This is a genomic window from Streptomyces sp. NBC_01635, from assembly GCF_045209715.1.
GTDB lineage: Bacteria > Actinomycetota > Actinomycetes > Streptomycetales > Streptomycetaceae > Streptomyces > Streptomyces hirsutus.
This window is the reverse complement of the sequence record NZ_CP109277.1, coordinates 5,781,111-5,794,208: the sequence shown is the minus strand read 5'-3', so window position 1 is coordinate 5,794,208 and position 13,098 is coordinate 5,781,111. Positions and strand designations below refer to the sequence as shown.

Below are 13,098 nucleotides of genomic sequence, written 5' to 3'. Positions count from 1 at the left end.
CAAGCCCTCCCGCGAGTGCAGTCGCTGGACCGATGCCGGGTGGACACTCTTCCCGGCACCGTGGGCCGGGTGATCGAAGTCAACGAACTGACTAAGCGATACGGCAAGACCACTGCCGTCAACGGCCTGACCTTCACCGTGCGCCCCGGGCACGTCACCGGGTTCCTCGGTCCCAACGGTGCCGGCAAGAGCACCACGCTGCGGATGCTCCTCGGCCTGACCGAATCCACCAGCGGCACCGCCACCATCAACGGTCACCTGTTCCGGGACCACCCGCGCGGCCTGCGTCACGCCGGTGCCCTGCTCGACGCCCATAACGTGCATGGCGGTCGCAGCGCATTGGCCTATCTGTCCGCCCTGGCCCGCAGCAACGGCATCCCGCGGCGCCGGGTGGACGAGGTCATTGAGGAGGTAGGACTGGCTCCCGCGGCCCGGCGCCGCATCGGCGGGTTCTCCCTGGGTATGAGGCAGCGGCTCGGCATCGCCACGGCTCTGCTCGGCGACCCTCCGGTGCTGCTGTTCGACGAGCCTGTCAACGGCCTGGACCCGGAGGGCGTGCGGTGGGTACGCGGCCTGTTCAGGCGACTGGCCGCCGAGGGGCGCACCGTGTTCGTCTCCAGCCACCTGATGAGCGAGATGCAGAACACCGCCGAGCACCTGATCGTCATCGGCCGGGGCGAGCTGATCGCCGACGAGAGCGTGACGGAGTTCGCGGCCCGCGGCACCCGCCAGAGCGTGACCGTGCGGACGCCTGACCCCACAGCGCTGGCAGCTGTACTCGAAGCCGAGGGCGCTTCGGTGCAGCCGGACGACTCGGGCGCACAGGGGTTACTCACCGTGACCGGCCTGAGCACGGCCCGCATCGGGGAACTCGCCTCCCACCACCGCATCGTGCTCCTTGAGCTGGCCACCCGCACCTCCTCACTGGAGGAGGCATTCATGGAACTCACCGCCGACAGCGTCGAATACCTCGCAGGAGAATCCCGATGACCCCGACCACGCCGCTGACGGCCACATCCACCGCCGTACGCGCCGCCGAGCCCGGTGCCCGCTTCCGGGACCTACTCGCCGCCGAGTGGATCAAGCTCTGGTCGCTGCGGTCTATTTCCTGGGCGTTCGGGGCCAGCGCACTGATCACCATCGCCATCAACATCAGCGCGGCCATCGCGGACTACAACAACTGGCCGACCTACAACGAAGGGATCCGGGCCCTCTTCGTTCCGATCTGGGCCATGCGGGATGCCTTCACCATCGGTGCCTGCATGGTCCTGATGCTCGCCACCGGCAGCATCGGCGCCCTCACGATCGTCGGCGAGTACAGCAGTGGACAGATCCGCACGACTTTCGCGGCAGTACCGGCCCGCCGCTCGGTCGTAGCGGCCAAGATGGCCGTCGTGACGGCAGTCATGCTCGTCTACGGCGCGGTCGTCGCGGGGACCTCGTTCGGCGTGACACAGGCCGTCCTGTCCGGTCGGGGCATCGGCCTGTCCCTCGGCTACCCCGGCGCGCTCCGCGCCGTCGCGGCGTCCGCACTGCTCGCTCCGGTGTGCGCGCTCGTCGGCATGGGCCTCGGCGCCCTCATCCGGCACACCGCAACCACCGTCGTGACGTTCACCGGCATTCTTCTGCTGCTGCCGTTCCTCCTCAGCGACCGCCACCGCTGGTCGTCCGGCGTCCTTCACGCGCTGCCCCGCAGTGCGTGGGAACGACTGGTGCAGATGGGCGACCCCTTCGGATCGGCCCCCTACCCGGCGACCATCAGCGGGTCGTGGATCGTGTACGCGGCCTGGCCCCTCACCGCAGCAGTCGTCGCTGTGGTCGCCGTCCGCCGGCACGATCTGTGAGCCCGCAGGGCCTGACTGCCAAAGATGTACACCGGACCGTTGCAGAAGGCTCTTGGCCCGTACTCGCACGTGGTCAGCGCCTGTGCGCGGGCCAGCCAGGTGCCGCTCGAAGAGCCCCGCAGCACCTTCCCGAAGTACACGTCGGCGTCGGCCGGTCCCATCTCCCACAGCGGCCGGCCGAACCAGGCCCGCACCTGCTCCGGGTGCCCGACGTCCCCGCGAATCGTGCCGCCCGCCGGCCACGCCGAGGCCCTCGCGAGAACGAACCCGGCCAGCACGTCGGTCTCGAACTGCTCCGGCTCCTCCGCCGAGACCGGATCACGGAACTCGCGCAGGTCGCGTACGACAGCCGGCGCCAACCCGAGCCTCCCCACCTTCACCCCGACCGATGACCAGTCGGCCATGGTGAGAACGCTTCAGGAATCCCGAAGTTACGTCAGTCGACGGCAAGGCGCCTCCACGAGGGAGAACACCCAGGCCAACAGACCAGCAGGCCAGCCGATCAACGAAGCTCAGGGAAACTCACGGGATGTCTCACAATCGGGCGGGTCGGCAGCTTCGGTGGGCTCCACTTCCCAGCCGGGGTAGCCCGCGTCGAAAGCGCGGGAGCGTCCCCGTCGGCGGGGCCCACCAGGGCGGAGGCGGTGCCCAGGGCCCGGCACACCGGTGACGGACCCACCCGCGACCTGACAGCCAAGATCACAGCCAGTCGTCTGACGCATTCGACGGCCTCCCTCCGGCTCGCGGAGGACGACCATGAAGCGGTAGGCCGTCCCGACACCGATGCGGAACCGGCCGTGAGCTGGGCGTTGGGGGCACCCCCGGCCGGAGGCTGAGGGAGTGTCACCGCATCTCAAATGGGCCGGGGCCAGGACCAGCAGGGCCCACCGGCCCACCGGCCCACCAGCAACCTTCGCCACCTCGTTCCGATCTCGTGCTGCCGGGCGCGGTAGTGCCTCCCGGTCACGCCGAGGACAGCTGCTCTGCTATCTCTTTGACCCAAGCGGCGGTCTTCGCCGGGTCGTTGAGAGAGTCTGCCCACTCGTCGGGGGTCATCCGGTGGTTGGTGGGGCCTGCTTTGAGAGCGATGAGGAGGGCTCTGGCCGAGTCCCGCATTTCGGCCGCTGTGTCGCCACTCCCTTGGATGTCAGCACCCGCCGCCAGTCCGTAGATTTTACGCGCCATGGCCTGGCGTTCACCGTTCTCCACCTTCTTCCAGAACTTCAGGGCCTCCTTCAGCGCATCCTCGCGGGAGGCGGGCTCCACCGGGGTCTTTCCCTCCGCCGCCCAGCGTTCGGGGTGGCGGGCCCCGTCGTAGCGCTTCTTGCCCGCGCGGCCCGCCCTGTAGGCGGTAACACCGAGGATGAGGCCGGCCGCACCCGCGGCGAGGCCCCAGCCGACCGGGTTGCTCGCCAGCCCGGCTACTCCCGCTGTGGCGGCGACCGCCGTCACGAGGCCGCCCGCGGCCTTGGTGGACTCGCCCACGGCGGTGAACGCCTGCTTGCCCATCTTGTTGCGCTGCTTGCCGAGCGCGTACGTGTGCACCGTGTTCATCGTGTTCACATCTTCGGCGCGCCGGACGTCCCTGGCGGCGTCACGGGCCTCACCCATCGCCGCCCAGGCCACATCGATGGCCTCGGAAACGCGCTCCAGCCGGCCCTCGTCCTCGTGGTCCCAGTGGGCATCCAGCGCGACGTACGCCTCGGCCGCGGCCCATTCGGCTTCATTCCGCGCCTGGTTCAGCCGGACCAGTGCCTCCTCGGCGATGTGGTCGGACTTTCCGAGCCCTTTCAGGGCATGGTATTTGCGGGCCGTCAGCCCGAAGCGGCCGGCGGCACGGCCGCCCTTCACCGCGCCGACGACACTGGAGCCGATACCGCTCGCCTCGGCCGCTGTCATGGTGTGCGCCGCCTTCTGGACCTTGGTCAGCTCCTTGGCGATACCGAGGACGTAGCTTCCCGCGCCGGCGGCACCGACGACCGCGTCAGCCCCTTTTGAGCCGGCTTTCTTGCCCGCTGTGTGGAAGGCGGCCCCGTTCTTGTGCTTCTTGGCGTCCTTCCTGGCTTTGGCCGCCTCCATGCCACTGAGCACGGCGCCGGCGGTCTCCGTGACGAGGTTCTCCGATGCGGCGGCGGTCCCCGAGGAGCCGGCGGAGTGTTTGAGGCCGTCGTTGACTGTGGCGGAGGCCTGCTGGGAGAAGCCCGCGTTGGCAGGGACATGGACGCCCTTGACGAAGGTGTCGATCAATTCGAGATTCTTCTTGAGCCTGTCGAGGATCGCGGCGATCCGGTCGCGATAACTCTTCGATCCGGCGGCCGCGTTGCCGTTCTCCGGTGCCTTTCCTTTCGCCGCGCCCCTGGCGCGCTGCACCACCGCGGTCGCGGCTCGGTTACCGGCGCTGGACTGGATCTCCAAGAGGGCGCGCTCCGCCGGGTTTCCGGACGGACTGCCTGCCCGGATCCGGTCCCGGCGCTGCCGGGTCGACGCCAGGGCAGCCACGGACTGCCGAGGTGAGGTGCGGTGGACCGGGGTGCTCATGGACGTACCTCTCCTGTACCGGACCGGGCGAGGGGAGAGTAGCCAGGCATGGCCAACAGAGGGGGGCAGCGGGGAAACGACGCACGGACGGCGTGGAACGCGTTGTGCTGGATTCAATCGGTCGCCGCAACACCTGATCGTGGATTCCTGCTGACACGTCGGGTGTGCGCCGACTGCACGGCCCCTCTGGCTTGTCGGGGCCACTGGGGCACCTGCCAAACCCCGATCCCTGGCTTGAGATCGGGGCCGAGGTGTAGGGCCTCGCGGCACACGTCATAGGACGTCGTGCTGACCAGCTGCTTCTCAGGCTGTCTCACGCAGTGGCCGAGCGCTCTTGTCTCAGGACGGGTGGCGATTCCCCACGGCTGCTTCGGGAGTCATGACGGGCGGTCGGCGATCTGCCGACGGGCGGCCTTCCAGACCCCTTCGAATTCCTCGGAGGTGAGCGGCAGTGGGTCGTGGCCTTCCCACTCGGAGACGGCCAGTTCGGCGGTGATCCCGAACCTGCCCTCGTACTCGTCGAGACGGCCTGCGTCGTAGGCGCGCTGCCATTCCTCGAGGGAGGCCGCTGCGATCGGGGTCAGTTCAGGCCCTTCGAGCTCGATCTGTCGGATCACCCAGCCTGCGGCATCGACCTCGAAGTAGAACCAGGTGTCTTCCTCGTCCCAGTAGCAGCGCATCCATGTGGTCACCAGCCAATGGTCCCAGGGACTGGAGGAGCGACTTCATGTGGAACAACATCAACTCGGAATTCGCGGACTGAGTGCTTGGTCCCTTGGCACGTAGTGGCATTGCGCAGGGCCGCGTCCGAACCATGCTGGAAGATGGGGGCGTGCTGCCCTACGTCTATCGCGTTACCAAGTACGACCCCGCCGACCGTGATGAACACGGCCACTACACCGGTGCCGAGGAAACGGTCAGCGACCACGGCCAGGTCGAGGGTGCCTACCTTCAAGCGATCGAGGCGTTCGCCTCAGACACCGGCATCGAGCACCTGGCCGTGCGCGAGCCGCACCTCCCGGTGCCATTCGTGAGCTTCGGGCTGGAGCCGCCGATGGACGGCTTCGGGCTGGACGGTCTCTTCCCGACTGGGCCGGATGGTTTCCACGACGGTGCGGAGGTGTCGGTCGGTACCGCGATGGATCTTGTACGGGTCATGCTGCGCGACGGTGGCGCCTGGTGTCGGCTGGAGGTGGAGGACGCCTTCGCCGTGCACGTGGGCTGGGACCAGTACATGTACATCGGCAGCAGTCGGCCCTGCGAAACCGCGGTGGCCCGGACCCGCGCGCTCGGGTTGTTCCCGGAGCGGACCGACGCCTCTCCGTACGCCTTCGAAGCCGAGGACGAAGGCCCCCAGCGGCCGGCCGACGACGAATTCTGGGCCCATCTGCGCTGGTCGATGCATGGGAGCAACGCCAGAGTCCTGGAAGAGCAGTACGCCTACAACTCCGAGCGATGGCACCGCCTCACCCCCGACAACATCGACACGGTCCGCGCCGGGCTCGCTCCCCGAGCCCGGATGGCCATATGGCCGGACCTGTCCTCCGACATCAACGCGGTCCTCGCCACGCTCCCCGCCGAGGGCCACGTCGAGTGTGTCTGGCAGGACAGGGATGGGCGGATGCACAGCGCCAGCGCCGACGAGGACGAGTTCCCGGAGCTGACCGCCCGCCTCTCCGGCGCTTCCGCCGCAATGATCCTGTCCATGTACGCCGACGAACGCGTCCCACTGCTCGCCGCCGTCCTGCCCGACAGTAACGGAGTGGTACGGGCTCGCTGGGAGATCGACCCCACCCCGAGCACCCGGAAATGGGCCTTCCTCAAGACTCTTCACCGAGGTGAGATCGTCACCGGCCGGGTGACCCGGATCGCCGATTTCTGGGTCACTTTTGTGGACATCGGCGACTTCGAGGCGATGATCAATATCCCCGAGCTGTCATGGCGTCCCATCAACCACCCCTCCGACGTCGTTGCCGTCGGTCAGGAGATCAGCGCCGAAATTCTCGACGTCGATCCCATCCGCGAACGCGTCTCACTGTCACTCAAGGCCCTGACCGAAGATCCGATGCCACTGCTGGCCGGGCGGATCGGCCAGACCATCGTCGGCCGCGTCACCAAGCTCGTGCCGTTCGGCGCGTTCGTACGCATTGAAGAGGTGGAGAACGGTTTCGAGGGGTTGGTCCACACCTCCGAACTGACGGACGGGCCCTCGGACAGTTCGCATCCCGCCCTCCACGTCGGTGACGCTCTACTGGTCAAGATCTTGGACATCGACCCGGTCCGGCGCCGCATCACGCTCTCACACCGGCAAGCGATCTCCGCCGACCAGGACAAACCCGACGTATGACAGACAGAAGTGGGATTTCTGCCGTGCTTGTCGGGATGCTTCAGAGGACGTGGTGACGATGTCCGGCACACGCCTCGTCGATCATGACGACGCTGATGCGTTCTGAGCTGGGTTGTGCCAGGGGCGGTGAGATGTCTGCACCCGGAGTTCTCGCCGAAAGCGGAATTTTCCGGGTCGGTGAAGCCGTGCCGACGGTCACGCCTTTTCATGGGGATGATGGTCGCGATGGGGGCGTGCGGCCCTGAAGCGGTCGGGTTACTGGCCGTGCAGCCAGATCCGCAGCGGACCTACCGGCTCGAAGCCATGGCGGACGGCTGCCGCCAGGTCGTCGCCCTGTTCGTAGCCGACCACCGGCAGGGTGGGGAACAGCCAGTTCACTGCGTCCAGCACCACCGGCCAGGCCGCGTCAGGACCGCCGTCCAGTGCGAAGACATTGGAGATTCCGACCATGTGGTCGCTGAGGCTGGCCACCGCGCCGGCGATCACCCGGCCGTCGGCCGACTGTCCGGCGAGCACCCAGGTGGCGGGGTCGTCGAGCAGTTCGGGCCGGAAGAGGTCCGCGTTGCCGTTCCCGTCGTCCCAGGCTAGCGCCCAGGCCCGCAGCGTGTCCGGGTCGCCCGCCACATCCCAGCCGAGGTCCGACGCGGGGGCGGGTGTGCTCGCCGGGCGGTGAATCCACTGCGCTTCGAACAGCACCTGGAAGCCCACCTCCGTCAGGTCGAGGTCAGCGAAGCTGTCCTTGATGGAGGCACCGGGTGCGGTGGTGTCGATCCGGGCCGCCAGCGCGGTCCGGTCGACGCCCGGCATCAGCGTCACCGCGTCGGGGTAGTAGAGCGGCACGCGAGACGGAGCGGTCCACGCCTGCGCCCCGAACTCGCCTGCCAAGCCGTGCGCTCGGCTCATCGCTGCGCACCACTCGGCGTTGTTGTGGGCAGCGGCCCGGACCAGGAGTTGCTTCGGAGTCGTCACGAGTGCGGATCATGACGACTCCGGCCCGGCCCGTCGAACGGTTTTCCGCTCGCGGCCAGAGGGAAGCTCCGCCCGAAAGCCCATCAGCCGGCCCTCGGGGCACTACTTGATCGTCGGCAAGGGCAGACGACCGGGAGCGAGGGCGAGACGCCGCGCTGCTCCGGCGGGCAGTTGGGGGGCGCCAGTGTGGTGAGGCGAACAGGCCGTTGAGAACGACGGCTTCGGGATAGGTGACCAGTTCGATCCTGGTTTCGGAAGGACAATGGGGATCACCGAACGGGTCCTCGCTCAGAACATCGAGTCGACGGTCCCCTCCGCTGCCCGCGCGAAGAAGTCCGACGCGTGCGACCGCCCCGGCCCGACGCCTCATCACGCCAGAACAGCCAGAACGGCTGCGAGGCGAACCCCACGACCTGCGGATCGAAATCCATCAAGATCGTGTGATCACACTCCAGCCACGACTCGAACCCGACATGCCGCCTGGTCGTCGCCGACCAGGACAGATCCGAGAGCGGCATAAGTGCCGCCGTCGTGCAGTTCTCGCTGAGATTACGCAGCGAGTTTTGAGACCCTGAAGTGCAGGCGACGGCTGGGGCCCAGGTCGTCAGCTCGCTGTGCGGGGGAAGGTGATCTCGACCCTGCGGTTCTTCTTGCGGCCGGCCTCCGTGGAGTTGTCGGCGATCGGGTACTGCTCGCCGTATCCACGTACTTCGTAGGTGACGTTGGGGTCGTTGAGCTCCTGGCCCAGGATGGTGTGCACGGCGTTCGCGCGTTTGCGGGACAGGACGTCGCCGTGGGCCGAGGAGCCCAGGTCGTCCGTGAAGCCGAAGACGCGGATCCTCGTCGCGTTCTGCTTCTTGATCTCCTCGGCGATCGTGCCGATGCGGGCCTTCGCCTGGGCGCCGAGCTTCGCGCTGTCCTTGCCGAACAGCACCTCGGCCTGCAGCGCGAACGTCACCTCCGCGTTGGTGTCCTCGCGGCGCTCGTCACCGCTCTGCTCCTCGACGACCTGCTTGATGTCCAGGACCTTCGGTTCGGCGAGGGTGGCGCCGTCGGGGAGCTTCAGATCCGGGTCGTTGGGGTCGAGTTCGACCGGGGCGGAGGCGGTGGCTTCGGTGCCGGGGGGGACGCTGGGGTTGTCGGCGGCGGTAGCGCCGGTGGCGCCGTAGAGGCTGGTGACCAGCAGGACGGTGACGGTGGCTGCTACGGCTGCGAGGCGTGGGGCCTCCAGTCGGGTGCGTGAGCGGGTCATCGCCAACCTCATCCAGCAATCGTGATGTTGCCGGAGGCGAACATCGGCAACTGGAAGGTCACTTCGGTCGTCTCGTTCGGAGGCGACGGGAACTGCATGAAGACCGGTACGGTCTCGCCGGACTTGACACGGCTGATTCCCGTTGTGGTGAGAGGACGACCTTCTGTGTCACGCAGAACGTAGTAGCGCTTCTTGCTCTTGGAGTCGACCAGTGTCGCTCCACCGAGGGACTGGCCGTTCCTGATTACCTCGGTCTCATTACCGCTTAGTTGCGCAGGCAGGGTGAGCGTCTTGTCACTCTCATTCTTCAAAGTGCCATTGACAGTGACGAAGCCCCCTGCATCCCGCTCGGCAGAAGTGACTTGAAGCAATAGGCCACCAGGTCCCTTCAATTCGATCTGGACCTGGTCCGTCGGCCCCTCCTGAGCACTCGGGGCGGACCCGTCGCCTTTGGAAGCAGATGCCGACTTCTCCGGGCTCTTGCCGTCGTCTCCACCTCCACCGCAGCCAGCCACCCCGAGGGCCAGTCCGACCACAACGGTCAGCGCGACCACCCCCCTCTGGGCCTTCGTTGTGAACCGAATGCTCATGCCTCTGCTTCCTTAGTCGCTCGTGGTTCGTCGGTCAGTCGGCCAGGTGGACATCGAAAAGGTCCTCGGGCTGCGGAAGAAGTTCCACCGGATCTTTCGGATCCAGATCCCACTTTTCGCCCTTGCAGGTGAGCAGCGGCAGTGTGTCCTCGGGAGCGTCCTCCGCCAGGGGATCGAAGGTGCAGCGAGGATCGATCACCGCAGTGGCTTTTTCCTGCGACTTCATGTCCTCGGTACCGGGCACGATGGAGTCCCCCACGGTGTCGGTCGTCTCGACCTCGACCGTGTAGCCCAGCAGCCCGTCCAGCCCGCATCCCAGGACAGCCGCGTCGTTCTGCGCCGCGAGTTGCTGTGCGCGCGGGCACGACTCGTCGAGCCCTTCGGCACTGCCGCCAAAGATCGCCGGCCACTTGGTCGGATCCAGAAGGTCCTCGACCCATGCACCCGCTAGTTGGTCACGCCTGTCCTGAGCCGCAGCCAGCGCGGCCGCGTCCGCGGCCGTCTGAGCGCCGTTCCTGTTGGCCGCGGCCTGCCCGACCGCCAAGTACGCGAACGCGAGAAAGAGCAGGCCCCCCACCACCGTTAGGTAGATGGGAAAAGCCTGCCCTGCGTCGCCGTACCTGCGGAACCGCCTCAACCGCCAGTGACCTCGGTGATCTTGTCCGTGATGGCATTGAAGATCGTCTGCCCGATGCTCGTCCCCGTGATCGCCAGCACGATCGCCACCACCACCGCGATGATGCCCAGGTACTCCACCGCCGTCTGGCCCCTGTCGTTGCGGGCCGTGCGGGAGTGGAGGTAGGTGACCGTGGTGTTGATCCAGTTGCTCATGGTGTTCCCCTCCGGCTGACGCGGTTGCGGCTTCCTTCAGGGTGCCGCATTCGATATCAGCAACGTACGGCGAATTTCCCGGTCCGCCAGAGGGCCCCAGGGCCCAATCCCGGGCCCAGTTGCCGGGCCGCCGCTTCGTCCCCCTTGTCGTCACCGCAGGTCACCCCAGTTCTCGTGCGGAGTCCGGGGCCGTGCCGAGCCACTTCGCGGCGGCTTCGGAACGGCTGGTGCTGTGGAGCTTGGCGAAGATGCGGTTGATGTGGTTCTTGACCGTCTTCTCGCTGATGAAACAAGTGGCGGCGATCTGCCGGTTGTTCATGCCGGACGCGATGTGGTTCATGATCTCCGCCTCCCTGCTGCTCAGTGGGAACCTCGACCTGTCGAGAGCGGCTGCCGGACGACCGCTCGTCCATCCTGACGACGACTGTCCCACATCCGGTTGCAGTTGCGAAAGGTTTTGTGAAGAAATAGGTGGGAGTGCGGAGTGCCGTGCCTCTAATTTCCCTGATGATGCTGCTTGTTGGAGGTTCATATACGGCGGCTTCGCCATGGAAACTTCGTATGCAGTCGCATCCGTTCGGCCTCCCAGGCCTTCCGGCAGGGGCGGGCCCGAGGGCGTCTTGCGGAGCTGGGTCAGCAGTGCTTCCGCCGCCGTGGGGGTGAAGTGGGGGCGGCCGCGGCTGACGTCCCGTACGGCCGACACCAACTGGTCCGCCGTGAAATCGCCGTGGACCAGGTATCCGCCCGCTCCCCTGCGCAGGGCCTCCTCGACGATCTCCGACTCCCCGCTGTACGTCAGCATCACCACCGGGGCGATCCGCACCAGGTACGGGAGGGCCGAGATGCCGTCCATGCCCGGCATCCGGACGTCGAGGAGGATGACGTCGGGGTGGTGGTCGCGGGCCGCCATGCAGGCCTCCCTGCCGTCTGCCGCCTCCGCCACGACCCTTATTCCCCCTCGGCCGGAGAGCAGGGCCGTCAGGCCCGCGCGGACCACGGGGTTGTCGTCGGCGACGAGGACCCGCAGGGTCGCGGTGGCCGGGGGCGCCTGGTTCGGCGTCATCCGCGTCATCGGGGTGCCTCCTCTCGAGGTGTACGGGGTACGGGGTGCGGGGTCATCGGGCCGCTTCCGCTGTCGTGAACGTGCCGGTGCGGGGGCTTGGGGGCGCCAAGGGGAGTTCCAGGCGGACCTCGGTGCCGCGTGGGTGGGTGCCTCGGCCGACGCGGATGCGGGCGCCGATCGCCGCCGCGCGCTCGACCATGCCGACCAGGCCGAAGTGGCCGTTCCTGCTGAGTTGTTCGAGGTTCGTGCCGGGCGGGAGGCCGCGGCCGTCGTCGTGGACGATGATGCGGAGCAGGCCGCCGTGAACACCCGCGCCGACGGCGACCCGGGTCGGGCGGGCATGGCGATGGGCGTTCTCCATGGCTTCTCCGACAATGGTGAGGACCTGGCGGGCCACCGGCAGGGGGACCGCGGCAAGGCGGTGCGACTGGTCCGCGCTGTCGCCGGTCCGGCCGAATGCCGCCGGGAGGCCGGTGCGGGCGCTGAAGTGGCGTGTGCACAGTGCCAGTTCGGCCAGTAGGTCCACGTTCTTCCCCGTGTTCTGCCCCGTGTTCGTTCCCGTGCCCACCCCCTTGCCTGTTCCCGTGCCCGCTGCCGCGCCCCGGGGCGGCTCGCCGCGCAGGTCCGCCAGGAGTTCGCGGGATTCGGCGGCGGCTCTGCGGGCCGAGCGGGCGACCAGTTCCGCCTGTTGCCGTACCAGCGCCACGTCCACGTGCCCGGCGCTCGCCGAACCGGCCAGGCCGTCGGCGGCCAGGGCGACGCCGTACAGGGTCTTCGCCACCGAGTCGTGCATCTCGCGGGCCAGGCGGGCGCGTTCCTCGCCGACCGCCTCCGTGGCGGCCAGGCGGGCCTGGACCGCGGTCAGGGCCCGGGTGGCCGTGCCGAAGCGGAGCATGAGGTTGCGGAGGCTGGAGCCGACCGCGCCGGCGATGACGCAGAGGCCCGGCAGGAACAGTGTCTCCGTGAGGCCCCGGTGCGGATCCGTGTCCGCCAGGGTCGCGTGGACCAGGAGCAGGATCAGGCCCTGGAGGGAGGCGAACGCCGCCGCCCCCCGCCATCCGTAGACCAGACCGGCGAGGAGCGGGGTGCAGACACCGGCGTAGGCGAGGAGGCTGTCGGGGCCGGCGGAGACCAGGAGGAGCGAGCCGAAGAGGGTGTCCACGGCGAGCAGGCTGGGGTGGCGCAGGAGGAGGGGCCCGAAGCGTTCCCAGTCCCGTACGAGGACGTAGGACCCCATGAAGGTGACCACGACCGCGATGCCGACCAGGCGCACTCCCCAGCCCGGCCCCGCGTTGAGGAGGGCGGCGGGGGCGGCGAGTGCGATCATCGCCAGCCGGAAGCCGAACACCTGCCGGCACAGGGCCTGGAGGGCGTTGATCTGCAGGTCGACGTCCGGTGCGGGTGGAGGAGAGGTGCCCCGGTCCCTGGCAGGGCGGCCGTCGTTCACCGGGGGTGCTGATGGAGCCGGTGTCACCGGTGACACCGGCACGCCCCTGGCGACCTGCTCCGGGAGGGCCGAGGATTCCGGGAGGACCGGGATGCCCGCCGAGGGCTTGGTGGTCCGGGTCGGCCGGACGCGGCGCCACAGCCCTCTTCTGCCCCTCCGTCGGCCCTTACGCCCTGAGCGGGGCCTGCGTTCCCCGGTCGTCGTCATCCCACCGTCC

At 68.2% G+C, this 13,098-nt stretch carries 13 protein-coding genes; 3 read left to right on the top strand and 10 right to left on the bottom strand.

The window, feature by feature from the left end; translation table 11 throughout:
• Positions 1-69 precede the first annotated feature (69 nt).
• Together OHB56_RS27055 and OHB56_RS27050 are read left to right on the top strand one after the other, a co-directional pair.
• Complete coding sequence (locus OHB56_RS27055) at positions 70-990, top strand: ABC transporter ATP-binding protein (RefSeq protein WP_406359225.1); 921 nt, start codon at positions 70-72, stop codon at positions 988-990.
• Positions 987-1,844 (top strand): ABC transporter permease, encoded by an 858-nt coding sequence (locus OHB56_RS27050; protein ID WP_406356118.1) that lies wholly within the window; start codon positions 987-989, stop codon positions 1,842-1,844. The genes OHB56_RS27055 and OHB56_RS27050 overlap by 4 nt, the downstream gene beginning before the upstream one ends.
• On the opposite strand, the gene OHB56_RS27045 is transcribed toward OHB56_RS27050, so the two are convergent.
• The 3 genes from OHB56_RS27045 to OHB56_RS27035 all read right to left on the bottom strand — a co-directional run bounded on the left by OHB56_RS27045 (position 1,745) and on the right by OHB56_RS27035 (position 5,062).
• Positions 1,745-2,248, bottom strand: coding sequence for a hypothetical protein (locus tag OHB56_RS27045; RefSeq protein WP_406356116.1), 504 nt, complete (start codon positions 2,246-2,248; stop codon positions 1,745-1,747). The two genes, OHB56_RS27050 and OHB56_RS27045, sit on opposite strands and share 100 nt — an antisense overlap.
• 559 nt (positions 2,249-2,807) lie before the next feature.
• On the bottom strand, positions 2,808-4,382 hold the full coding sequence (locus OHB56_RS27040; protein WP_406356115.1) for a hypothetical protein: 1,575 nt from the start codon (positions 4,380-4,382) through the stop codon (positions 2,808-2,810).
• A 377-nt stretch (positions 4,383-4,759) separates the two neighbouring features.
• Complete coding sequence (locus OHB56_RS27035; protein ID WP_406359224.1) at positions 4,760-5,062, bottom strand: hypothetical protein; 303 nt, start codon at positions 5,060-5,062, stop codon at positions 4,760-4,762.
• A gap of 134 nt (positions 5,063-5,196) precedes the next feature.
• Between OHB56_RS27035 and OHB56_RS27030 the strand changes: the two genes are divergently transcribed.
• Positions 5,197-6,729 (top strand): S1 RNA-binding domain-containing protein, encoded by a 1,533-nt coding sequence (locus OHB56_RS27030; protein ID WP_406356113.1) that lies wholly within the window; start codon positions 5,197-5,199, stop codon positions 6,727-6,729.
• Between the two features lie 255 nt (positions 6,730-6,984).
• Here the strand turns inward: OHB56_RS27030 and OHB56_RS27025 are convergent, their stop codons facing one another.
• From OHB56_RS27025 to OHB56_RS26995, 7 genes are all read right to left on the bottom strand, one after another.
• Positions 6,985-7,698 carry a hypothetical protein gene (locus OHB56_RS27025; RefSeq protein ID WP_406356111.1) on the bottom strand — a complete coding sequence of 238 codons (714 nt, stop codon included), beginning with the start codon at positions 7,696-7,698 and terminating at the stop codon, positions 6,985-6,987.
• 604 nt (positions 7,699-8,302) lie between these two features.
• A complete protein-coding gene (locus OHB56_RS27020) occupies positions 8,303-8,950 on the bottom strand; it encodes an OmpA family protein (protein ID WP_406356109.1) in 648 nt (215 codons plus the stop codon).
• 8 nt (positions 8,951-8,958) lie between these two features.
• On the bottom strand, positions 8,959-9,540 hold the full coding sequence (locus OHB56_RS27015; protein WP_406356107.1) for a hypothetical protein: 582 nt from the start codon (positions 9,538-9,540) through the stop codon (positions 8,959-8,961).
• Between the two features lie 34 nt (positions 9,541-9,574).
• Positions 9,575-10,177: a pilus assembly protein TadG-related protein gene (locus OHB56_RS27010; RefSeq protein ID WP_406356105.1), complete on the bottom strand. Its 603-nt coding sequence runs from the start codon at positions 10,175-10,177 to the stop codon at positions 9,575-9,577.
• Positions 10,174-10,371 carry a Flp family type IVb pilin gene (locus OHB56_RS27005; protein ID WP_388183505.1) on the bottom strand — a complete coding sequence of 66 codons (198 nt, stop codon included), beginning with the start codon at positions 10,369-10,371 and terminating at the stop codon, positions 10,174-10,176. Before OHB56_RS27005 ends, OHB56_RS27010 begins: the two co-directional genes overlap by 4 nt.
• A 160-nt stretch (positions 10,372-10,531) precedes the next feature.
• Positions 10,532-11,443, bottom strand: coding sequence for a response regulator (locus tag OHB56_RS27000; RefSeq protein WP_406356104.1), 912 nt, complete (start codon positions 11,441-11,443; stop codon positions 10,532-10,534).
• 43 nt (positions 11,444-11,486) lie between these two features.
• A complete protein-coding gene (locus OHB56_RS26995) occupies positions 11,487-13,088 on the bottom strand; it encodes a histidine kinase (protein WP_406356102.1) in 1,602 nt (533 codons plus the stop codon).
• Between the last annotated feature and the right edge of the window lie 10 nt (positions 13,089-13,098).